The sequence below is a fragment of the Caballeronia sp. ATUFL_F1_KS39 genome, from assembly GCF_023630985.1.
Classification (GTDB): domain Bacteria; phylum Pseudomonadota; class Gammaproteobacteria; order Burkholderiales; family Burkholderiaceae; genus Caballeronia; species Caballeronia zhejiangensis.
Window position 1 is genome coordinate 108,346 of sequence record NZ_JALQDZ010000005.1, and the last position, 22,572, is coordinate 130,917.

21 protein-coding genes are annotated in these 22,572 nt (G+C 62.9%); 13 read left to right on the plus strand and 8 right to left on the minus strand.

All coding sequences use genetic code 11. The annotated features are described in order from the left end of the window. Nucleotides 1-76: 76 nt before the first annotated feature. The gene (aceF, locus tag NCR93_RS05185; protein ID WP_175979924.1) at nt 77-1,708 is read left to right on the plus strand and encodes a dihydrolipoyllysine-residue acetyltransferase; all 1,632 of its coding nucleotides are present in this window, start codon (nt 77-79) and stop codon (nt 1,706-1,708) included. Between the two features lie 74 nt (nt 1,709-1,782). Further along, a complete protein-coding gene (gene lpdA, locus NCR93_RS05190) occupies nt 1,783-3,831 on the plus strand; it encodes a dihydrolipoyl dehydrogenase (protein ID WP_175979925.1) in 2,049 nt (682 codons plus the stop codon). Between the two features lie 155 nt (nt 3,832-3,986). Here the strand turns inward: lpdA and NCR93_RS05195 are convergent, their stop codons facing one another. Beyond that, nucleotides 3,987-4,562 carry a phasin family protein gene (locus NCR93_RS05195; protein ID WP_008350468.1) on the minus strand — a complete coding sequence of 192 codons (576 nt, stop codon included), beginning with the start codon at nt 4,560-4,562 and terminating at the stop codon, nt 3,987-3,989. Between the two features lie 773 nt (nt 4,563-5,335). Between NCR93_RS05195 and pbpG the strand changes: the two genes are divergently transcribed. Then, nucleotides 5,336-6,520, plus strand: a complete 1,185-nt coding sequence (pbpG, locus tag NCR93_RS05200; protein ID WP_033537204.1) for a D-alanyl-D-alanine endopeptidase — start codon at nt 5,336-5,338, stop codon at nt 6,518-6,520. A gap of 77 nt (nt 6,521-6,597) precedes the next feature. On the opposite strand, the gene NCR93_RS05205 is transcribed toward pbpG, so the two are convergent. After that, nucleotides 6,598-7,407 carry an IclR family transcriptional regulator gene (locus NCR93_RS05205; protein ID WP_008350464.1) on the minus strand — a complete coding sequence of 270 codons (810 nt, stop codon included), beginning with the start codon at nt 7,405-7,407 and terminating at the stop codon, nt 6,598-6,600. Between the two features lie 190 nt (nt 7,408-7,597). On the opposite strand from NCR93_RS05205, the gene NCR93_RS05210 reads away from it, so the two are divergent. Together NCR93_RS05210 and NCR93_RS05215 are read left to right on the plus strand one after the other, a co-directional pair. After that, nucleotides 7,598-8,332: a (Fe-S)-binding protein gene (locus NCR93_RS05210; RefSeq protein ID WP_175979926.1), complete on the plus strand. Its 735-nt coding sequence runs from the start codon at nt 7,598-7,600 to the stop codon at nt 8,330-8,332. 13 nt (nt 8,333-8,345) lie between these two features. After that, entirely contained in the window at nt 8,346-9,758 is a 1,413-nt protein-coding gene (locus NCR93_RS05215; RefSeq protein ID WP_175979927.1) for a lactate utilization protein B, read from the plus strand. A gap of 55 nt (nt 9,759-9,813) precedes the next feature. Here NCR93_RS05215 and NCR93_RS05220 read toward each other — a convergent pair whose 3' ends face one another. Then, complete coding sequence (locus tag NCR93_RS05220) at nt 9,814-10,344, minus strand: hypothetical protein (protein ID WP_008350459.1); 531 nt, start codon at nt 10,342-10,344, stop codon at nt 9,814-9,816. Nucleotides 10,345-10,616: 272 nt separating this feature from the next. Between NCR93_RS05220 and NCR93_RS05225 the strand changes: the two genes are divergently transcribed. After that, on the plus strand, nt 10,617-10,835 hold the full coding sequence (locus tag NCR93_RS05225) for a hypothetical protein (protein ID WP_175979928.1): 219 nt from the start codon (nt 10,617-10,619) through the stop codon (nt 10,833-10,835). A 75-nt stretch (nt 10,836-10,910) separates the two neighbouring features. Here the strand turns inward: NCR93_RS05225 and NCR93_RS05230 are convergent, their stop codons facing one another. Then, nucleotides 10,911-12,110, minus strand: coding sequence for an amino acid aminotransferase (locus NCR93_RS05230; RefSeq protein ID WP_008350454.1), 1,200 nt, complete (start codon nt 12,108-12,110; stop codon nt 10,911-10,913). A 332-nt stretch (nt 12,111-12,442) separates the two neighbouring features. On the opposite strand from NCR93_RS05230, the gene uvrB reads away from it, so the two are divergent. The 6 genes from uvrB (at nt 12,443) to NCR93_RS05260 (ending at nt 18,554) form a co-directional block, all read left to right on the plus strand. Continuing rightward, nucleotides 12,443-14,539: an excinuclease ABC subunit UvrB gene (uvrB, locus tag NCR93_RS05235; RefSeq protein ID WP_008350451.1), complete on the plus strand. Its 2,097-nt coding sequence runs from the start codon at nt 12,443-12,445 to the stop codon at nt 14,537-14,539. A 302-nt stretch (nt 14,540-14,841) separates the two neighbouring features. After that, nucleotides 14,842-15,387, plus strand: a complete 546-nt coding sequence (locus tag NCR93_RS05240; RefSeq protein WP_372492533.1) for an iron transporter — start codon at nt 14,842-14,844, stop codon at nt 15,385-15,387. Nucleotides 15,388-15,475: 88 nt separating this feature from the next. Continuing rightward, the gene (locus NCR93_RS05245; RefSeq protein WP_372492535.1) at nt 15,476-15,784 is read left to right on the plus strand and encodes a cupredoxin domain-containing protein; all 309 of its coding nucleotides are present in this window, start codon (nt 15,476-15,478) and stop codon (nt 15,782-15,784) included. 66 nt (nt 15,785-15,850) lie between these two features. Beyond that, nucleotides 15,851-16,702 carry an FTR1 family iron permease gene (locus tag NCR93_RS05250; RefSeq protein WP_175979929.1) on the plus strand — a complete coding sequence of 284 codons (852 nt, stop codon included), beginning with the start codon at nt 15,851-15,853 and terminating at the stop codon, nt 16,700-16,702. Then, nucleotides 16,699-18,102, plus strand: a complete 1,404-nt coding sequence (locus NCR93_RS05255) for a 4Fe-4S binding protein (RefSeq protein ID WP_174447730.1) — start codon at nt 16,699-16,701, stop codon at nt 18,100-18,102. Before NCR93_RS05250 ends, NCR93_RS05255 begins: the two co-directional genes overlap by 4 nt. Nucleotides 18,103-18,140: 38 nt before the next feature. After that, nucleotides 18,141-18,554, plus strand: coding sequence for a GlcG/HbpS family heme-binding protein (locus NCR93_RS05260; RefSeq protein ID WP_008350442.1), 414 nt, complete (start codon nt 18,141-18,143; stop codon nt 18,552-18,554). A 260-nt stretch (nt 18,555-18,814) separates the two neighbouring features. On the opposite strand, the gene hemP is transcribed toward NCR93_RS05260, so the two are convergent. The 4 genes from hemP to NCR93_RS05280 all read right to left on the minus strand — a co-directional run bounded on the left by hemP (nt 18,815) and on the right by NCR93_RS05280 (nt 21,140). Beyond that, nucleotides 18,815-19,063 carry a hemin uptake protein HemP gene (gene hemP / locus NCR93_RS05265; RefSeq protein ID WP_008350441.1) on the minus strand — a complete coding sequence of 83 codons (249 nt, stop codon included), beginning with the start codon at nt 19,061-19,063 and terminating at the stop codon, nt 18,815-18,817. A 148-nt stretch (nt 19,064-19,211) separates the two neighbouring features. After that, the gene (locus tag NCR93_RS05270) at nt 19,212-19,700 is read right to left on the minus strand and encodes an SRPBCC family protein (RefSeq protein ID WP_008350440.1); all 489 of its coding nucleotides are present in this window, start codon (nt 19,698-19,700) and stop codon (nt 19,212-19,214) included. A gap of 40 nt (nt 19,701-19,740) precedes the next feature. Next, on the minus strand, nt 19,741-20,139 hold the full coding sequence (locus tag NCR93_RS05275; RefSeq protein ID WP_175979930.1) for an OsmC family protein: 399 nt from the start codon (nt 20,137-20,139) through the stop codon (nt 19,741-19,743). 128 nt (nt 20,140-20,267) lie between these two features. Next, on the minus strand, nt 20,268-21,140 hold the full coding sequence (locus NCR93_RS05280) for a pirin family protein (RefSeq protein ID WP_008350438.1): 873 nt from the start codon (nt 21,138-21,140) through the stop codon (nt 20,268-20,270). A 172-nt stretch (nt 21,141-21,312) separates the two neighbouring features. Between NCR93_RS05280 and NCR93_RS05285 the strand changes: the two genes are divergently transcribed. Continuing rightward, the gene (locus NCR93_RS05285) at nt 21,313-22,275 is read left to right on the plus strand and encodes a LysR family transcriptional regulator (protein ID WP_008350437.1); all 963 of its coding nucleotides are present in this window, start codon (nt 21,313-21,315) and stop codon (nt 22,273-22,275) included. The last annotated feature ends 297 nt before the right edge of the window (nt 22,276-22,572 follow it).

A 22,572-nucleotide genomic window follows, 5' to 3' on the forward strand; every position in this document is an offset into this window, starting at 1 on the left:
ATCGCCCCCGTGCGTTGTGACGCGGCCTCTTTCCGAAGCGGAAGGAGGCCCGCGTGCGACCCAGGAGACACTAATAATGAGTCAAGCGATCGAAGTCAAAGTGCCGGACATCGGCGATTTCAAGGACATCCCCGTGATCGAGGTGCTGGTCAAGGTGGGTGATACGGTCGAACCCGAGCAGTCGCTCGTCACGCTCGAATCCGACAAGGCCACGATGGACGTGCCGAGCTCGGCGGCGGGCGTCGTGAAGGAAGTGAAGGTCAAGGTCGGCGATAACGTGTCGGAAGGCTCGCTCATCGTCGTGCTGGAAGGCGGCGGTGCGGCCGCTGCGCCGGCTCCGGCGCCGGCTGCGGCGCCCGCGCCCGCGCCGGCTGCCGCGCCCGCTGCAAGCGGCGGCGGTTCCGTCGAAGTGAAAGTGCCGGACATCGGCGACTTCAAGGACATCCCGGTCATCGAGATCGCGGTGAAAGTCGGCGACAAGGTCGAGAAGGAGCAGTCGCTCGTCACGCTCGAATCCGACAAGGCCACGATGGACGTGCCGAGCCCGGCGTCGGGCACGGTCAAGGAACTGAAGGTCAAGATCGGGGATACGGTCTCCGAAGGCACGCTGATCCTCGTGCTGGAAGGCGGCGCAGGCGGCGCGGCCGCACCGGCGCCCACGCCCGCGCCGGCGGCACCGAAGGAAGTGCCCTCGGATGCGCCCGCGAAGCCCGCGCCCGCGCCGAAGGAAGCGCCGTCCGCGCTCGCGCAGGCGCCTGTCATTCCTGCCGGCGACGGCTCGCGCACGTCGAGCCACGCGTCGCCGTCGGTGCGCAAGTTCGCGCGCGAACTGGGCGTCGATGTGTCGCGCGTGCGCGGCACCGGGCCGAAGAACCGCATCACGCAGCAGGACATCACCGCGTTCGTGAAGGGCGTGATGTCGGGACAGGGCGCGGCGCCTGCGGCTGCGGCGCCGGCCGGCGGTGGCGGCGGCGAACTCGGCCTCTTGCCGTGGCCGAAGATCGACTTCACGAAGTTCGGTCCGGTCGAGCCGAAGCCGCTCTCGCGCATCAAGAAGATTTCGGGCGCGAACCTGCATCGCAACTGGGTGATGATCCCGCACGTCACGAACAACGACGAAGCCGACATCACCGAGCTCGAAGAATTGCGCGTGAAGCTCAACAAGGAGCACGAGAAAGCGGGCGTGAAGTTCACGATGCTCGCGTTCGTCATCAAGGCCGTGGTCTCGGCGCTGAAGAAGTTCCCGGACTTCAACGCGAGCCTCGACGGCGACAACCTCGTCTTCAAGCAGTACTACCACATCGGTTTCGCGGCCGATACGCCGAACGGCCTCGTCGTTCCGGTGATCCGCGACGCGGACAAGAAGGGCCTCGTCGATATCGCCAAGGAAATGGCGGAACTGTCGAAGCTCGCGCGCGACGGCAAGCTGAAGCCCGATCAGATGCAGGGCGGCTGCTTCTCGATCTCGTCGCTGGGCGGCATCGGCGGGACGCACTTCACGCCGATCATCAACGCGCCCGAAGTCGCGATCCTCGGTCTGTCGCGCGGCTATCAGAAGCCCGTGTGGGACGGCAAGCAGTTCGTGCCGCGCCTCACGCTGCCGATGTCGCTGTCGTATGACCATCGCGTCATCGACGGCGCGGCCGCGGCGCGCTTCAACGCTTATCTGTCGGCGATTCTGGGCGATTTCCGTCGCGTCATTCTCTGATCTGCTGATCTGGCCGACGGCGGAACCTCGGACGTTCGTCCGAGGTTCCATCCGCATATCTCTTAGGGGACAACATGAGTCTCGTCGAACTAAAAGTACCCGACATCGGCGACTTCTCCGATGTCGATGTCATCGAAGTCAATATCAAAGCCGGCGACGTCATCGAAAAGGAACAGGGCGTCATCACGCTCGAAACCGACAAGGCCACGATGGAAGTGCCCGCGGATGTCGCGGGGACCATCAAGGAAGTGAAGGTCAAGCAGGGCGACAAGGTGAGCCAGGGCTCGGTCATCGCGATGATCGAAACCGCCGGCGCTGCGGCCGCGCCATCGCCGGCTCCGGCTCCCGCCGCTGCGCCCGCATCGGCTGCGGCTTCGGGCGGCGGCGTGCAGGACGTGAAGGTGCCGGATATCGGCGACTTCAAGGACATTCCCGTCATCGATGTGCATGTGAAGCCGGGCGATACAGTCGAAAAGGAGCAGTCGCTCATCACGCTCGAATCCGACAAGGCGACGATGGACGTGCCGTCGCCTGCCGCCGGCACGGTCAAGGAAGTGAAGGTGAAGGTCGGCGACAACGTGTCGGAAGGCACGCTGGTTCTGACGCTCGAAGGCGGCGCGTCCGCTGCGGCGCCTGCTCCCGCGCCCCAGAAAGCGGCGCCGGCAGCCGCGCCGACGCCCGCGCCGCAAGCAGGCAGCTACGCCGGCGCGGCCGATGTCGAATGCGACATGCTCGTGCTCGGCGCCGGTCCCGGCGGTTATTCGGCGGCATTCCGTTCCGCCGATCTCGGCATGAAGACCGTGCTCGTCGAGCGTTATTCGACGCTCGGCGGCGTGTGTCTGAACGTCGGCTGCATTCCGTCGAAGGCGTTGCTGCACACGGCGCTCGTCATCGACGAAGCGGCCGAGCTCGCGGCGCACGGCATCAGCTTCGGCGAGCCGAAGGTCGATCTCGACAAACTTCGCGGCTTCAAGGAAGGCGTCGTCAAGAAGCTGACCGGCGGTCTCGCGGGCATGGCGAAGGCGCGCAAGGTCCAGGTCGTGACGGGCGTCGGCGCGTTCGTCGATCCGAATCACATGGAAGTGAACGGCGCGGACGGCAAGAAGGTCGTCAAGTTCAAGCAGGCGATCATCGCGGCGGGTTCGCAGGCGGTGAAGCTGCCGTTCTTCCCGGACGATCCGCGTGTCGTCGATTCGACCGGCGCGCTCGAACTGCGCCAGCTTCCGAAGCGCATGCTGGTGGTGGGCGGCGGCATCATCGGGCTGGAAATGGCGACGGTGTATTCGACGCTCGGCGCGGACATCGACGTCGTCGAAATGCTCGACGGCCTGATGCTCGGCGCGGACCGCGATCTCGTGAAAGTCTGGGAGAAGTTCAATTCCAAGCGCTTCACGAACGTGATGCTCAAGACCAAGACGACCAAGGCGGAAGCCAAGGAAGACGGCATCTATGTGACGTTCGAAGGCGAGAAGGCGCCGGCCGAGCCGCAGCGCTACGACCTCGTGCTGCTCGCGGTCGGCCGCAGCCCGAACGGCGGCAAGATCGGCGCGGACAAGGCGGGCGTCGCGGTGACGGATCGCGGCTTCATCAACGTCGACAAGCAGATGCGTACCAACGTGCCGCACATCTTCGCGATCGGCGATCTCGTCGGCCAGCCGATGCTCGCGCACAAGGCCGTGCACGAAGGCCACGTCGCGGCGGAAGCGGCGCACGGCGAGAAGGCGTATTTCGACGCGCTGCAGATTCCGTCCGTCGCTTATACGGATCCGGAAGTGGCGTGGGCCGGCAAGACGGAAGAGCAGTGCAAGGCCGAAGGCATCAAGTTCGGCAAGGCGGTGTTCCCGTGGGCCGCGTCGGGCCGCGCGATCGCCAACGGCCGCGACGAAGGTTTCACCAAGCTCATCTTCGATGAAGAGACGCATCGGGTGATCGGCGGCGGCATCGTCGGTCTGAATGCGGGCGATCTCATCAGCGAAGTGTGTCTCGCGATCGAGATGGGCGCGGATGCGACCGACATCGGCAAGACGATCCACCCGCACCCGACGCTCGGCGAATCGGTCGGCATGGCCGCCGAGTTGTACGAAGGCGTGTGCACGGACTTGCCGCCGCAGCGCAAGAAGTAAGCGTCCGCGGTTACAGAAGAAAGGCGCGCTCCTTGACCGGAGCGCGCCTTTTTGTTTGTGGGATTCACGAGCAATAGACGACAAAAAACCCGGCGCGATGGCCGGGTTCCTCGTGATTCTTGCTGCATCGGCCGGGCAGGGGCCCGGCGGCAAACTTACGCAACCGACTTCTTGGTGGCGCGGGCAGCTTGCTCGGTCGCTTGCGTAGCGGCCTTCGTCGCAGCCGTAGCGGCAGCGTTGAAGTTGCTTTCAGCAATTTCGACAGCTTGCTTCGTTGCCTTGTGAACCGTTTCGTACGTCGTGTTGGCGGCGGTGATGGCCGACTTCATGACGGCGACGGCGGTTTCCGAACCGGCCGGTGCGTTCTTCGCGACGTTGTCGACGAGCGTTTGGACCTTGCGGTTCTGCTCTTCGTACTGCGCTTCCGCGACGCGGGCGAATTCGGCTTGCGTGGCCGACGCGATTTCATACAGGTGACGGCCGTACGACAGCACCTTTTCCGCGACCGGCTGGGTCAGGCTGGCTTGCAGGGCGAGCAGTTCCTGCGCGTCCTTCACCGACAGCGCGCGCTGTGCGTTTTCCTGGCTTTCGGCCAGCGTGGACTTCACAACTTGCAGGTTCAGTTCGACGAGCTTCTCAACGCCTTCGAACGCCTTGTTCGTGAGGCCGAACAGCGTGTCGAAGTTGGCTTTCTGTGCAGCGGCGATTTGCTCGGGGGTCAACAGCGTCATCTCAGGCTCCTGATGGCAGACCCATCAACGCGGGTCGTGGTTTGGGTAGATCCGGCGCGATATACCTGCCGGCTAGGTGCAACTGCGATTGGTGCGTCGCAACATGAGACCCATTTTAGAGATATTCCGATGGATGTCAAGCACTTTTTGTGCGCCGCACAATAGGCAGAAACCGTATGTTAAACAACAACTTACATGCCGATTGCGTGGTCGAAATAAGCGTCCGTGGAAACCCTATGCACTCAAGCTGGGCATGGCTTCCGACACGCATCGGGCCGCATGTTCGACACGATCAAAGCACGGCTCGATGAAACTTTGATGTTCCGGCGACGCGGACAGCGCGGCTTCTGCGGCGATGCGGAAGCGAGATATTTCTGAAGGTCGTCTTATTTTTAGGATGTCGCCGTACACCAAATTGTTGAAGAAACGTTAACATTTCGGCTGTCCGAGCTGTCTCGTGATCGTCTGTGCCCTCCGTTGGTGCTGACTCCCGTTCGTATCTCTGCGTTTTGTCTGATCCGATCCTCACGTTTCACTAAAGTCGTGGAAAGTTTTGCCGATAGTGCGTTTGTTGCGGTGTAGCAAAGCGCATTTTGGGCAGCACTATTTCGCCGGGCCGATCGTTTTTTCCGATCGAGGCGGTTTTTTGTTCAGCAATACGCAATCACGGCTTACAACTCGGTTTAACGAGTGCCGATAAGTGCTTAATATTGCTTAAATTTCGTAGCTTCACTACACTTGGCGGTACCCTCCAGCCGCCCAACAGAACACTAATGAAAACCGAAATGTTTTCGTCGTTGAAGGTGGTGCATGGCGTGGCAGTGCGCTCGGCATTGTCCATCGCCGTCTCCATCGCAGTAGCGACGTCCTTCGCAGCGGCTCCGGCTGAAGCCCTCGCGAAGACCGCCACCCAAACCAAAACCGCAAAGAAATCCACCGCCAAGGCTGAAAAGCCCGCGCGCGTCGCCAAGACCACGCTGAAAGCGCCGAAGCCCGCGAAAGCGGCGAAAGTCGCCGCGGCCGATGACGACGATGACGCGCCGCGCGCATCGCGCAAGCGTCGCGCGTCGTATCGCATGGAAGCGCATTCGCGACGCGCCGCGGTGCACGCGGTTGCGTTCCAGCCGCGCGCGACGTCGGTTGGTCAGGCGTTCGGGCTGCACGATACCCCCGACAGCCTCGCGCTGCGTTCGAGCGTGGCTTACGTCGTCGACCAGAACACGTCCGAGACGCTCTTCGACAAGAACTCGCGCGCCGTCGTGCCGATCGCATCGATCACGAAGCTGATGACCGCGATGGTCGTGCTCGATTCGCACATGCCGCTGACCGATGAAATCACCGTCACCGACGAAGACCGCGACTACGAGAAGTTCACGGGCTCGCGCCTCGCGGTCGGATCGCAACTGAATCGCGAAGACATGCTGCACATCGCGCTGATGGCGTCGGAAAATCGCGCGGCGGCGGCACTCTCGCGCTATTACCCGGGCGGCCGTCCGGCGTTCATCGCCGCGATGAACGCGAAGGCCAAGTCGCTCGGCATGGTCGACACGCACTTCGAAAATTCCACGGGACTCACGAGCCAGAACGTGTCGAGCGCGCGCGACCTCGTGAAGATGGTCAACGCGGCGTATCAATATCCGCTGATCCGCAAGTTCTCGACCGACCGCAGCTACGACGTCTTCACCGGCAAGCGCAATCTCGCCTACAACAGCACGAACGCGCTGATCCGCAATGCGTCGTGGGACATCGGCTTGCAGAAGACGGGCTTCATCAACGAAGCGGGCGAGTGCCTCGTGATGCAGGCAACCGTCAACGGCCGTCCGGTCGTCATCGTGCTGCTCGATTCGTACGGCAAGTATTCGCGCTTCGCCGACGCGGGCCGTCTGCGTTCGTATCTCGACACGCTCGGCGAGCCGCATATCATGAGCGCGGACATGGGCAGCGGCGCAAATCCTTGAGCGCCTGATCTTCGCTGATGCAAAAGCAAACGGGATTCGTCGAAAGACGAATCCCGTTTTGACATGCGGCGAAGAAATCAGCGATGCGCGTGTTGTTGCGCGTCGGAAGCTGCCTCTTCCGGGTGATATCCCAGCGATTGCGAGATCTCGAGCGCCGTGTGGCTCAATTGTTTCAGCCAGGCGTCCTGCAGACGATCGGCGGGCGCGGACAGCGACAAACCGGCGACGAGGCGTCCCGTATCGTCGTAAATGCCCGCCGCGATACAGCGCACGCCGAGTTCGAGTTCCTCGTTGTCGCGCGCGCACGCCTGCTGGCGCACCAGCGACAGTTCGCGCTCGAGTTTCGAGAGATCGGTGATGCTGTTCTGCGTGTGGCCGGAGAGACCGGTTCGCATCGCATACGCGCGTACGCGCGCGGCTTCGTCGGCGGCGAGAAACAGCTTTCCGACCGACGTCAGATGCAACGGCGCGCGGCCGCCGATCGCACGCACGACCTGCATGCCCGAGCGCTCCGAGTACGCGCGCTCGATATAGACGATCTCGTCGCCTTGCCGCACGGAAAGATTGACGGTCTGCCCGGTCTGCCGATGCAACTCGCGCATCGGCGGCATCGCGGCTTCACGCACCGAAAGACGCGCCTTGACGAGATTGCCGAGCTCCAGCAAGCGCATGCCGAGGCGATACGTGCCGGGGTCCGACCGGTCCACGAGCCGGCATAGCACCATGTCGTTCAGAATGCGATGCGCCGTGGATGGGTGCAGATCGGTGCTCTGGGCGAGTTCTTTCAGGCTGACGGGGTCAGTGTGATCGGCGAGGGCGTCGAGAAGACGCATCATGCGCTCGATCACCTGAATGGAGGTTTTGGATTCCGGGTTCGTATCGCTCATCGTGAAAAATCGGTTGATGCGTCAAACAGCGGAATGGGGATTGTATCTCATAATGTGAAAAAAGCGAACGCTTCGCCAAAACAATGCGCTCGTCGATGACATCGATGGCCAGCGAGAAGCCCGTCGCGCGGGACTTATCAAGGATAATCGGCGCTGCGTTCACATCACTCCACAAACAGGAAACGCCCCAATGCGAGTCGGATTATTCGTGACATGTCTCATCGACATGATGCGCCCGGAAATCGGCTTCTCGGTCATCAAGCTGATCGAGCAGGCGGGTTTCGAAGTCGTCGTGCCGCCGTCGCAGACCTGTTGCGGCCAGCCTGCCTACAACTCGGGCGATCGGCCGCTCGCCCGCGATCTCGCCGAAAAAACGCTGCGCGAATTCGAGCAGTTCGACTATGTCGTGGTGCCGTCCGGTTCGTGCGGCGGCATGATCCGCGCGCACTACGGCGATCTCTTTCGCGACGATCCGCAATTGATGAGCCGCTTCGCGCGCCTTCAGCCTCGCGTGTTCGAACTGACCGATTTTCTCGTGAACGTCGCGAAGGCGCGCATGGAGCCGGGCGTGTTCGACGGCATGGTGACGTATCACGATTCCTGCTCGGGTCTGCGCGAACTCGGCGTGAAATCGCAGCCGCGCGAGCTGCTCGCCCGGGCAGGCGTGCCCGTGACCGAGATGGCCGGATGCGAGCATTGCTGCGGCTTCGGCGGCACCTTCGCGGTGAAGTACGGCGACATTTCGACGGCGATCGTCGATGAGAAATGCGCGAACATCAAGGCGAGCGGCGCGGATACCGTCGTGCTCGGCGACCTCGGCTGCATGCTGAACATCGAAGGGCGCCTGCGCCGCACCGGCGATACGTCGACGCGCGTGCTGCATATCGCGCAAGTGCTCGCGGGCGACGCGGCGCGTCGCGCCTGAAGGAGACAAACGGATGCAAGTCCAGACGATGCACTTCAAGGCGCGCGCGGGAAGCAAGCTCGCCGACGAGCGCCTGCAGCAGAATCTCACCAAGCTCTCGACCAAGTTCGTCAGCGCGCGTGCGAGCGCGGTGCGCGACATCGACTTCGAGGCAACGCGCGCCGCGTTGAAGGAGCGCCGCAATCGCGCGCTCGAGAATCTCGACGTGTGGCTCGAAACCTTCGAGCGCGAGGCGACGCGTCGCGGCGCGACCGTGCTTTACGCCGAAACGACGCAGGACGCGGCGAAGCTCGTCGCGGACATCGCGCGCAAACACGATGTGAAGAAGGTCATCAAGACCAAGTCGATGGTCTCGGAAGAGATGCAACTGAATCGCGTGCTCGGCGAGATGGGCGTGCAGTCGATCGAGACCGATCTCGGCGAATACATTCTGCAGATCAACGACAACGAGCCGCCGAGCCATATCATCGCGCCGGTCGTGCATAAGGATAAGGAGCAGATCGCGGATCTCTTCGCGAAGACGCACAACAAGCCACGCCTCACCGACATCCCGGAGATGACGCGCGAGGCGCGGGAAGTGTTGCGGCCGCATTTCATGTCGGCGGACATGGGCGTGACGGGCGGCAATTTCCTGATCGCGGAGACGGGGTCGGTGGCGGTCGTCACGAACGAGGGCAACGAAGGCATGTGCACCGTGATGCCCCGCGTGCATGTCGTGGTGACGGGCATCGAAAAAGTGCTGCCGACGCTCGAAGATCTCGCGACCGCGATGCGCCTCCTGCCGCGCTCGGCGACCGGTCAGACGATCTCGAATTACTTTTCGCTCTTGACCGGACCGCGCTCGGCCGACGAGACGGACGGGCCCGAGCATATGTACTTCGTGCTCGTCGATGGCGGCCGCACCGGGCTTATCGGCGGCGAGTTTCAGGAGATGCTGCGCTGTATCCGCTGCGGCGCGTGCATGAATCATTGCCCGGTCTATCAGAAGATCGGCGGACATGCGTATGGATGGGTGTATCCGGGACCGATGGGCTCGGTGCTGACGCCGGCTTATGTCGGCATCGACAAGGCGCTCGATCTGCCGCAAGCCGCAACGCTTTGCGGCGAGTGCAACAGTGTTTGTCCGGTCGGCATTCCGTTGTCGGATCTGCTGCGCAAGCTGCGCGAGAAGCAGATGGAGCGTCGGCTGCGTCCGTGGAACGAGCGCGCCGCGCTCGCGGCGTGGGGCTATCTCGCGAAGCGGCCGCTCGCCTATGCCCTTTTCACGAAGCTCGCGGTGCGCGTGCTCGAACGCATCGGCGGCAACAAGAAGACGATTTCACGACTGCCGTTCGGCGCCGGATGGACCGACACGCGCGACATGCCCGCGCCAGTCGGGCGCACATTCCGGGAGCTGTACAAGGCGCAGCATTCGCATCTCGGATAAAACAAGGCCGCGCCGGATCTTTCGATCGGGCGCGGCCTTTGTCGTCGAAGCGCTTTTATCCGCCGTACCGTCCCAGGAAGCCGCGCGAATTGCCGCCCTGCGAATTGCCCCCACCGCCATTCGCGGATGGTGGCGGGGCGCGATTCGGTCCCGGCGGCCGACCGCCCACGGACTGAGGCGCCGGCGAGTTGCCTGCTTGCGGGGGCTGCGCTGCCGGAGGACGGCCGCCGCCTGCTTGCGGTGGCGGACCGTTCGGATGTCCGCCGCCCGCCTGCGGAGGCGGGCCGCCCGGACCCCGGTCGCGCGGCGGATGCCCGCCGCGCCATCCGCCCGGCGGCGGACGACGCCAGCCGGGACCATCGTCCCAATATCGGTTAGGCGGACCGTAGTAAATCGGGCCCGGCCCGGAGTAGTAACCGCCGCCTACGACGACGCCCGGCGGCGGGCCACCGTAGTATCCGTAGCCCGGGTCGTCGTAGACAGCAGGGTAGCCGCCGCCATAGGCCGACGCATCGGGATACGCCGCGCAACCACCGAGAAGTGCGGCAGACGAAGCAAGCAAGACACCAGCGACTGCGGATTTCATGATCGTGGGAAATTCTGTAGAACCATTACTGAATAAGACATCATCGGCGCGTGGATGTCGCGAACAACTTTGTAAGCCTTTATGACGGCAAGCTGTCATAAAGGCGCGAGCGGTCGCGACGTTCATCAAAACGGCTTGTTGTCCCGGGCGCAACAATCCTTTGCTTTTCAACGGCTTTTTAAGGTCGGGACAAGTCCGTAAAATTCGAAATGTCCATCAGTGGGTTCCCTCGATCCGATGCCCACTGCGACACATCGACCAAAGGCAGTCCCATGAGAAAGACAATATCGACCTACTGGCCCGTCGCCATCCTGTTTCCGATCGCGCTCGCGTTCTGCATGCACGCCGGCGAGGGCAGCGACGCGGCAATGCGCCATGAAGAAACCAGCGTCGCGGGCGTGAGCGCAGAACTGGCGCGCGCGATTTCGCTCGGCTTCGTCGACGACGAAGACGCACAACCCGCTGCCGTCTCGGCGGAAAAGACGCTCTGATCCGCCGGTTTTCGACGCACACAAAAAATGGCGCCCGCAAAGGGCGCCATTTTCATTTGGACGCGGCCGAACTGCTTACTTGAGCACGGCGGCGACCGCGTTCGCGACGGCGTCGAGGTTGCGCGTGTTCAGCGCGGCCACGCAGATGCGGCCCGTGCTCACGGCGTAGATGCCGAATTCTTCACGCAGACGATCGACTTGCGCAGCCGTCAGACCCGAGTACGAGAACATGCCGCGCTGCTTGTTGACGAACGAGAAGTCCCGATCGACGCCGCTCGCCTTCAGTCGCTCGACGAGACCGTTGCGCATTGCGCGGATACGATCGCGCATTTCGCCCAGCTCCTGCTCCCAGGTCGCGCGCAGTTCCGGCGACGCCAGCACGGCCGCGACGATCGAGCCGCCGTGCGTCGGCGGGTTCGAATAGTTCGTGCGGATCACGCGCTTCAGTTGCGAGAGCACGCGTGCCGATTCTTCCTTGCTCGTCGTGATGATCGACAGTGCGCCGACGCGCTCGCCGTACAGCGAGAACGACTTCGAGAACGACGACGACACAAACACGTTCAGTTCCGATGCCGCGAAGAGACGCACGGCGGCGGAGTCCGCGTCGATGTTCTCCGCGAAGCCTTGATACGCCATATCGAGGAACGGCACGAGGTTCTTCGCCTTCACGACTTCGACGATCTGCTTCCACTGCTCGTCCGACAGATCGACGCCCGTCGGGTTATGGCAGCACGCGTGCAGCACGACGACGGTGCCCGCCGCGTAGCTGTTCAGCGCGGCGAGCATGCCGTCGAAGTTCACGCCGTGCGTGGAGGCTTCGTAGTACGGGTAGTGGACCACTTCGAAACCGGCGCCTTCGAAGAGCGCGCGATGGTTTTCCCAGCTCGGATCGCTGATCGCGACGACCGCGTTCGGGTTCAGGCGCTTCAAAAAGTCCGCGCCGATCTTGAGCGCGCCCGTGCCGCCAAGCGCCTGCGCCGTCACGACGCGGCCCGCGGCGATCAGCGGCGAATCGTTGCCGAGGAGCAGCTTCTGCACGGCGGCGTCGTAGGCGGCGATGCCGTCGATCGGCAGATAACCGCGCGGCAGCGCGGCATCGACGCGCGCTTTCTCGGCTTCGCGCACGGCGCGCAGGAGCGGAATCTTGCCTTCTTCGTTCGTGTACACACCGACGCCCAGATTGACTTTGGTCGTGCGCGTATCGGCGTTGAAGGCTTCGTTGAGGCCCAGGATCGGGTCGCGGGGAGCGAGTTCGACGGCAGAGAAAAGAGACATGATCTATCGGCAGTGGAGGAAAGACGTGCGGCGGGGAAGCGTGGCGACGACGGCATCATGCCGTCGAGCCCAGTCGCACATTGTAGCGAATCCGGCGCGGCTTTTCGGCCGAATATGGCGCGAATGCGCGTGCTTTTTGGCCCTTAATTCCGCGAACACGCCAAAAGCGCGCGATAAAAAAGGGCGTGAGCCGGTGCGCTTGAGATCGGCGAACCATGCCCAATCTGATGGAGACTACGCTTCCACATCCCGGTCACGTCCAGGCGAGCGCGCGCATCGCGTACGACGCTAGAATGATTGTTTGCCTCAGGCGCTGACTTTCTCGATTTCTCATGTCCGACACTCTCATCGCATCCCCGGAAGAACTGGACGAATCGAAGTTCGTCACGTTCGAAGGCTCGCCGTTTCAGTTGTATCAGCCGTATCCGCCCGCGGGCGATCAGCCCGATGCCATCGCGAAGCTCGTCGAAGGCGTCGAGGACGGTCTCTCGTTTCAGACGCTGCTCGGCGTGACCGGCTCGGGCAAGACCTTCACGATGGCGAACGTCATCGCGCGGCTCGGCCGTCCGGCGATCGTCTTCGCGCCGAACAAGACGCTCGCCGCGCAGCTCTACGCGGAATTCCGCGAGTTCTTTCCGCGCAACGCCGTCGAGTATTTCGTCTCGTACTACGACTATTACCAGCCGGAAGCGTACGTGCCGCAGCGCGATCTCTTCATCGAGAAGGACTCGTCGATCAACGAGCACATCGAGCAGATGCGGCTTTCGGCCACGAAAAGCCTGCTCGAACGGCGCGACGTGGTGATCGTCGCGACGGTGTCCGCGATTTACGGTATCGGCAATCCGTCCGAATATCACAAGATGATTCTCACGCTGCGCACGGGTGACAAGCTCGGCCAGCGCGACGTCATCGCGCGCCTGATCGCGATGCAGTACACGCGCAACGAAGCCGATTTCCAGCGCGGTTCGTTTCGCGTGCGCGGCGACACCATCGATATCTTTCCGGCCGAGCACGCGGAAATGGCGGTGCGCGTCGAGCTCTTCGACGACGAAATCGAATCGATGATGCTCTTCGATCCGCTCACCGGACGCGTGCGCAACAAGATTCCGCGCTTCACCGTGTATCCGTCGTCGCATTACGTGACGCCGCGCGACACCGTCATGCGCGCGATCGAAACCATCAAGCTCGAATTGCGCGAGCGGCTCGAATTCTTCCACAGCGAGGGCAAGCTCGTCGAAGCACAGCGGCTGGAGCAGCGCACGCGCTTCGATCTGGAAATGCTGCAGGAACTCGGTTTCTGCAAGGGCATCGAGAACTACTCGCGGCACTTCTCGGGCGCGGCGCCTGGCGAGCCGCCGCCGACGCTCGTCGACTATCTGCCGCCCGATGCGCTGATGTTGCTCGACGAGTCGCACGTATTGATCGGCCAGTTGAACGGCATGTACAACGGCGACCGCGCGCGCAAGGAAAATCTCGTCGACTACGGTTTCCGGATGCCGTCCGCGCTCGATAACCGGCCGCTCAAGTTCAACGAGTTCGAGCGCAAGATGCGCCAGGCGATCTTCGTTTCCGCGACGCCCGCCGACTACGAGCAGCAGAAGGCAGGGCAGGTGGCCGAGCAGCTCGTGCGGCCGACGGGTCTCGTCGATCCGGAAATCGAAGTGCGTCCGGCGCGCTCGCAGGTCGACGACGTGCTCTCGGAAATCAACGCGCGCGTGGCGGTGCAGGAGCGCGTGCTTGTCACGACGCTGACCAAGCGCATGGCCGAGCAGCTGACCGAGTTTCTCGCCGATCACGGCGTGAAGGTGCGCTATCTGCACAGCGATATCGACACGGTCGAGCGCGTGGAAATCATCCGCGATCTGCGGCTCGGCACGTTCGACGTGCTCGTCGGCATCAACTTGCTGCGCGAGGGTCTCGATATTCCCGAAGTCTCGCTCGTCGCGATTCTCGACGCCGACAAGGAAGGCTTCCTGCGCGCCGAGCGCTCGCTGATCCAGACCATCGGGCGCGCGGCGCGTAATGTGAACGGCAAGGCGATTCTCTACGCCGACAACATGACCGACTCGATGAAGCGCGCCATCGGCGAAACCGAGCGGCGCCGCGCCAAGCAGATGGCGCACAACGAGAAGATGGGCATCACGCCGCGCGGGGTGGAGAAGCGCATCAAGGACATCATCGATGGCGTCTACAACGCCGACGACGCCCGCGCCGAGCTGAAGGAAGCGCAGGCGCGCGCGAAGTTCGAAGACATGTCCGAGAAGCAGATCGCGAAGGAAATCAAGCGCCTCGAGAAGCAGATGATGGATCACGCCAAGAATCTCGAATTCGAAAAAGCGGCGCAGACCCGCGACCAATTGGCGCTTCTGCGGCAGCGCGTGTTCGGGGCGAACGTGGGCGATCACGTGAGCGGAATCGGCGGTAAGTAAGCAATATGTAAGTGATTTTCAAGGCTTAATTCGAAAGGCGCGGCGAATCGGACGGTTCGCCGCGCCTTTTTTTATCCCGCCGCGATCGTGCGAGTCGGCGAAAAGCCTTACTGCGCCTAGGTCTGTAAGCTCGCTCAAATTGTTGCGGGAATCGAACGATGCTAAACTGACGAACATTGAGAATGGTTCGTATTAACGTTCACAGAGTTGTGCTAACGCCGCCGACCGAGCGGCGCTCCGGTATCTCAGTGGCAAGGCTCGCGTGGCACGCGTGCCAATCGATAACAACAAGGAGTTTTCTGATGGGTTCAACGTTGATGCGCGGCCTTGTCGCCGCCGCAGGTCTCACGGCGGTGATGGCAGCGTCGGCAGCCGAATATCCGATCGGCAAGCAGCACATCGAGGCGGGCATGGAAACGGGCGCCGTGTATCTGCAGCCGATCACGATGTCGCCGGAAGGCATGATGCGCAAGGCGTCGGATTCGGATATCCACCTGGAGGCGGATATCCACGCGGTCAAGAACAACCCGACCGGTTTCGCCGAAGGCGACTGGATGCCGTATCTGCAAGTCACGTATGAACTCACGAAGGTCGGCACGACGCAGACCATCAAGGGCGACCTGATGCCGATGGTCGCGAGCGACGGCCCGCACTACGGCGACAACGTCAAGCTCTTCGGGCCGGGCAAGTATCACCTGAAGCTGCATATTTCGCCGCCGTCGCAGGAAGGCCACATGGCGTTCGGCCGTCACACCGACAAGGAAACGGGCGTCGGTCCGTGGTTCAAGCCGTTCACGATCGAGTACGACTTCCCGTTCGCGGGCATCGGAAAGAAGGGCGGTTACTGATCGTCCGTGGCGCCCGGCATCCCGGACCGGGCGCATTCACTCTCAGGAAGTACGCATGAAGCTGAAAAATCAGGTGGCCGCGCTCGCGATGTCCGCGTTTGCCTTTGCCGGGATGAACATGGCGCACGCCGCCGACCTGCCGACGTTCAAGCTCGAAATGAACGACGGCAAGCTCAATCCGGCGCGCATCGAAGTGCCGGCGGGGCAGCGCATCAAGATCGAAGTGCATAACGTCGGCAAGGGCGCCGCCGAGTTCGAAAGCGTGCAGTTGCGCAAGGAAAAAGTGCTCGCGCCGGGGGCGGATTCGTTCGTGGTGATCGCACCGCTGGATCCGGGTGAATACAAGTTCTTCGACGATTTTCATCAGTCCGCGCAAGGCGTGATCGTCGCGAAGTAACGGAATGTGCCGCGCAATGTTCGCACCGCGCGCGGCCGCTTGAAGTGGAATTGCTGGAGGTCGGGTATGGGGCAGGTACTTTTCATCGTGTGGCGAGAGAGCGTCGAGGCGTTGCTCGTCGTCGGCATTCTCTACGCGTGGCTGAAGAACGGCGATCATCAGGCGCGCCGGGGCCTGCCTTATCTGTGGGCCGGCGTCGTCATCGGCCTGCTCGCGGCGGTGGCGCTGGGCGCCGCGCTCATCGGCTTCACCGAAGTGCTGTCGGGCGATGCACAGGATTACTTCCAGACCGCGATGGTGCTGATCGCCTGCGTGCTGATCGTGCAGATGGTCCTGTGGATGAAGCGCCACGGACGCACGCTCAAGCGCGACATGGAAACGTCGCTGCAAAAGAGCACGCAGGACGGACACTGGTGGGGCATCGCGGTGCTCGTCGCGCTGGCGATCGCGCGCGAAGGCAGCGAGACGGCCGTGTTTCTCTACGGCGTCGGCTTCGGTCAGTCGGGGCACGTCGACGCGTCGCAGTACATCGCGATCATTCTCGGCTTCGGTCTCGCGCTGCTGACGTTCTATATCCTGCAGCTCGGCGGCAAGATCTTCTCGTGGCGCTCGTTCTTTCGCGTCACCGAAATCATGCTGCTGTTCCTGGCGGCCGGCCTCTTCGAAACGGGCGTCGACAAGCTGATCGACATGGAAGTGCTGCCGGTCATCGTCAATCAGGTGTGGAACACGTCGTGGCTGCTCGATGATTCGAGTACGTTCGGATCGCTCGTTGCTACGCTCACCGGTTATCGCGCGCATCCCGCGGGCATGAATCTCGTCGCGTATGCGGTGTACTGGGTCTTCATCTATCTTCTGCTGCGCCGTTCGAACACCCAGATGGCGCAAAAACAAAAGGCGGCAAGCCGTCCAGCATGAGTTCCGTAATGCGTAGACCGGGCCGGCTTCAACAAGCCGGCCACTGGATGCAACGTCACGGCAGCACGATCCGCATGATTCAGTGGGTCGTCGTTGCCGTGTATGCATTTCTGATCATCGTTCCCGCCGTGATGCCGCTGCCGGACGGCGCCGCGCATCTGTGGAGCAATCTCACGCTCGCCGCGCAGTTCGTGTTCTGGGGCATCTGGTGGCCATTCGTGCTGCTGTCGATGGTCATGCTCGGGCGCGTCTGGTGCGGCGTGTTGTGTCCCGAAGGCGCGCTGTCGGAGTTCGCGAGCAAATTCGGCCGCGGCTGGGCGATTCCGCGCTGGATGCGCTGGGGCGGCTGGCCGTTCGTCGCATTCGGGCTCACGACGATCTACGGGCAGATGGTCAGCGTCTATCAGTATCCGAAGGCGGTGCTGCTCGTGCTCGGCGGCTCGACCGTCGGCGCGATGATCATCGGCGTGCTGTATGGCCGCGAGAAGCGCGTGTGGTGCAAGTATCTGTGCCCGGTCAACGGCGTGTTCTCGCTGCTCGCGCGCCTCGCGCCGTTTCACTACAAGGTCGACGAAGAAGCGTGGCGCCGTTCGTACACGAAGGGCGAGCACGGCCATCGCGTGATTCCGATCAACTGCGCGCCGCTCGTCCCGCTGCGCAACATGAAGGGCGCACAGGACTGCCACATGTGTGGCCGATGTAGCGGCCATCGCGACGCCATCGCGCTCACGTGGCGCTCGCCGTCCGAGGAAGTCGTGAAGCTCGGTGACAAGGCCGCGAATCCGTGGGACACCGCGCTCATTCTGTACGGCCTGCTCGGCATCGCGATCGGCGCGTTCCACTGGACCGTGAGCACCTGGTTCGTCGATCTGAAGCAATTTCTCGCCGCCTGGCTGATCGATCACGACATCCTCTGGCCGCTCGACACCAACGCGCCGTGGTTCCTGTTCACGCATTACCCGGAACAGAACGACGTCTTCTCGTGGCTCGACGGCACCATGGTCATCGGCTATATCGTCGCGACTGGGCTCGTGTACGGCACGGCGCTGCTCGGGCTGCTCGCCATCGGCACGCGCATGCTCGGCAAGATGAACGCGACGCGCCTGCATCACCTGACGCTCGCCCTGATCCCGATTGCGGGCGTCGGCGTGTTCCTGGGCCTGTCCGCGACGACGGTATCGCTGCTGCGCGCCGAGCATCTGCCGTTGTGGTGGGTGCCGGGTCTGCGGCTCGGCTTGCTCGCGGCCGCGAATCTCTGGAGTGCGTGGCTTGCGTGGCGCGTGACGGGGCGCCATGCATCGTCACTTGTTCCGCGCCTTCTTGCGATGGTATGGTTTGTCGCTGCGCTGGCCGTTGCGGACAGCGCGTGGTACCTGATGTTCTGGGGCTTCAGCCGATAAACCGTCCACGCCGTCAAGCGCGGCAACGAGAGCGAGAAGTGAGAACCAAACCCGTACTGACCGACGAAGACGTCAAGGCGATGGCCGCGGCCGCCGAGACGCATGCGAGAGAACACAACTGGAACGTGACGATTGCGATCGTCGACGATGGCGGACATCTGCTGCATCTGCATCGTCTCGACGGCGCAGGCGCGAGCACCGCCGAAATGGCGACGGGCAAGGCGCGCACCGCCGTGCTCGGCCGTCGCGAAACCAAGGTCTACGAAGACACCATCAAGCAGGGCCGCACGGCGTTCCTCTCCGCGCCGATGACCGCAATGCTCGAAGGCGGCGTGCCGATCTTCGTGGGCACGGACATCGTCGGTGCCGTCGGCGTGTCGGGCGTGAAATCGGATCAGGATGCGCAGATCGCGAAGGCGGGCATCGCGGCGCTCGGCATCGAGAACGTCTGAAGCATTCGCGCAATAAAAATGGCACGTCCTCGTAACGAAGACGTGCCATTCTGTTTTCGGATGCAGCGCTCGTCGGCGCGCATCGTGACCCAAGCAGGAACCAAAAAAAAGCGGCTTCGCTTGCTATCGACGACTGGCTGGTGTTTGCACGAAGGGGTCTAATTTCTCGCGTGCAAGTCGTCCTCGCTGGCTAAGGCCAAACACCTCTTGGCGAGGTGGTCCCCACAATACCCGGTACTACGGCTGTTCTTGCCTGCGCGTCATTTCGTCAGGATCAGTTTGCCCAAACGCGTCGCACGCAACTGGTACGTCTCTCCGTTATGCACGATGCTCACGTGACTGCGTCCCTGCAGCAGCGCGTCGCTTTTCAGCGATCGCTCGCCGGTACTGTCCCCCGCGTGCGCGACATGAACCGTGGTCACGGTCGTCGCCTTCGGGCGGGTGATCGCGGCGTCGCGGACAGCCGGGCGGCGCAGCCTGAGCGTGGAGGATCGCGGCGTATCGGTCATGTCGGAAGATGTGCGTTCGTTGATTCGATGGGTCTATAGTAAATGATAACTATTCCTATTTGCAACTAGACTTTCCGATTGAAGCGCCTCTTTCGATAGCCAGTCTCGATGCGGCCGCGAAACATTCGCCACCGCATCCGTCAGAGGCTCAATGCAGCGGACTCTCGTCCCTGCGGCCGTGCGCGAACTGGCGAATGAGCCGCACGGTGTCGATGTCCGACTCGCGATACGCCGACTTCACGATTTCCTGCGTCTGACGCTCATCGGGCGTGGCGTTTTCGTTCTCGGGCAGCGTCGTGGCGTAAGTGAAGCGCAGGAAGAGCTGGACCGCATCGGGCTGCTCGATCGCCATCGTGAGCGAGCCGCCGACGTAATCGGCGGTCGGCAGAATGTCGTAGCGCACGCTGGTGCCGGGCGTGAGCGTCACGCGGTCGCGCACGGTCGCCTGGCCGTAGTGGAGTTCGCGTTCCATCGTGTCGCCATCGCGCGCGAGGATGTCGCAGCTATCCAGGCCGATCACGAATAGTTGCGGCTGCTCGGCGCGCAGGACGAGGCCTTCCCAGAGCTGCTCGCGCGTCAGCGATTCGAGAAGCGGATTGAGCGGATCGTTGATCTGGATCAGGTGTTCGAAATTCAAGACGACGTTTCCCTTGGACGTTCGTGGTGCCCGCGATGCGTCACTGCGGCGCGAGTCCGGATTCGATGCGAATCGCGCCGGACAGGACCTTGTGCATCGGGCACGCATTGGCAATTTGCAAGAGCCGTTCCCGCTGCTCATCGGACAGCGCGCCCGTGAGCGCGATGCGCCGGTCGATGTTCGTGCCGTCGGCGGTGCTTGTCATCGACAACTCGACGTGTACGCCTTCGAGCGGCCACTCCTTGCGCTTCGCGTACATCTTCAACGTGATCGACGTGCATGCGCCGAGGCTCGCGAGCAGCAGCGACGCGGGTTCCGGTCCGGTATCGCCGCCGCCGATGGCCGCCGGCTCGTCCGCGACCCACGAATGCGTCCCGTCGCCGAGACGGACCTGATAGTCGATGTTGCCGATGCTGGCGGTCACGGAAGGTCCGGCCATGCGTGCTCCTGGTTGAAGTTGAGACTGCAAGATTGACGACAAAGCCGAAACGGCGCGGCAAGAACGGTCATTGTGACGCAATGTGTCCGTTCGTGCCGCACCGTTGCGCGGTTTTCGCTGTGACCAGATCAATGCGCGATGGCGCCCATCCGGCCCGCCTGATAGTCGATCACGGCCTGGCGGATCTCGTCCTCGGTGTTCATCACGAACGGGCCGTAGCGCACGACCGGCTCCTTCAGCGGCACGCCGCCGATCAGCAGCAGCTCGACGGGCTCATCGCCGGCGGCGAGCGCGATCGTATCGCTGTCGTCGCGGAAAATCACCATCTGCTGCGCGCGCACCGGCTGGCTTTGCGGACCGTACAGCGCGGTGCCCGACAGCGGATAGGCGAACACGCGGTAATCGCGCGGCACGGCGAGTTCGATCTTCGCGCCCGGCTTGAGTGAAAAGTGCTGATACAGAATCGGCGTGCGCGTCTCGATCGCGGCCTTCACGCCGAGCGCCTCGCCCGCGATGACCTTCACGCTGACCTTGCCGTCCTCGCTCGTCGCGACGGGAATCTGCACGGACGGAATCTCCTGATAGTGCGGCGCGATCATCTTGTCGCGCTGCGGCAGGTTGACCCAAAGCTGCAGGCCGTGCACGCGGCCGCCGCGTTGCGTGAATTCCTCGGCGGGCATCTCGCTATGCACGACGCCCGCGCCCGCGGTCATCCATTGCACGTCGCCGGGACGCAGCGTGCCGGAATGCCCGGCCGAATCCTTGTGACCGAACTCGCCTTCGAGCATGTACGTGACGGTTTCGAAGCCGCGATGCGGATGGTCCGGCGCGCCTTTAGCCTCGCCGGGTGCGTAGTCGGCTGGGCCCATCTCGTCGAGAAGGAGGAACGGATCGAAATCCATCAGAAGACGGGTCGGGAAAGGGCGATGCACGACGAATCCGCCGCCTTCGACAGTGCGGGTCGCCGGAATGATGCGTTCGATGCTGCGGCTGGTGGACATTATTGCCTCGCGTCGGGAATACGGAAAAGAGGGGAATAGCGATAAATTTGAAACACAGAGCTATTATATGGGCCGCATTTCGCGGTAAAAGCCGTCGCGGCGCAATGGATTGTCCCGCTGGGGATAACGAACCGCGTCGATGTTCATCTCTTCCAGTCCCACCGGGCGACTCATGAAAGCCGACTCGCATGACCTGAACGATCTGATGTACTTCTCGCACGTCGTCGAGCACGGCGGGTTTTCCGCCGCCGAGCGCGTGCTCGGCATCTCGAAGTCGCGGCTGTCGCGGCGCGTGTCGGAGCTGGAAGCGTCGCTCGGCGTGCGTCTGTTGCAGCGCTCGACGCGCAAGCTCGCGCTGACCGAGGCCGGGCAGCTTTTCTATCAGCATTGTCAGGCGATGCTCGCCGAGGCACAGGCGGCCGTCAACGTCGTGCAAAGCCTGCGCGATTCGCCGCGCGGCACGGTGCGCGTGAGCGTTCCGGTCACGATCGCGCAGACGTTCCTGTCCGCCGTGATGCCGGATTTCATGCACCGCTATCCGGAAGTGCGCGTCGTCATGCGCGTGACGAACCGTGTCGTCGATCTGTTCGAGGATGCCGTCGATGTCGCGCTGCGCGTGCGCTCGGAGCCGCCCGCGAGCTCGAACGTCGTCGCGCGGCCGCTGTGGCGCACGGAGCAGATGCTGGTCGCGGCGCCATCGCTGCTGAAGTCGAATGCGCCACCGATGACACCCGCCGAACTCGCCCAGTACGACACGATCGACACGCCGTCGGCGGACGGCCGCCACGTCTACCGTCTGATCGCGCCGGACGGCACGCGCCATGAGTTCGAGCACGAGCCGCGCCTCGTCACGGCCGATCTGTCGATGATCCGCGAGGCCGTCATGCGCGGCGTCGGCATCGCGGCGCTGCCCGAGATGATGTACGGCGCGCCGCTGCGCTCCGGGCAGCTATCGCCGGTGATGCCCGGCTGGACGTTTCCGTCGCCGCAACTCTACGCGGTGTTTTTGTCGCGTCAGGGCATGGTCCCGGCCGTCCGCGCATTCGTCGATTTTCTCGTCGAGTCGATCGGTAGCGGCCAGCGCTTTCCGGGAGAATGTCCTGTTCACGAACAGCCGGAACGGGAAACAGTTTGACCGCATCGGCGTTTGTCATTGGTTTATGGCATTGAAGCGCGCGCTTGCGATGGACAGATTCAATTGATCGTCACAATTTGTGGCGGTATATTGAAGCCTCCTTCGCTAAGGAGCTCCTTATGCGAAAACTGACGGCTGCTCTGATAGTTAGCCTGATAGGGTTGATTGCACTGTCCGTGTCGACCACGGCTGCTGCATGCGACGGAACTTCCGGTTCTGGCTATTCGAACCCAAAGTGACCGCCTCACCCGAATGCGCCGAGCGCGCACGAAAAAAGGCCTTCATCCGACGATGAAG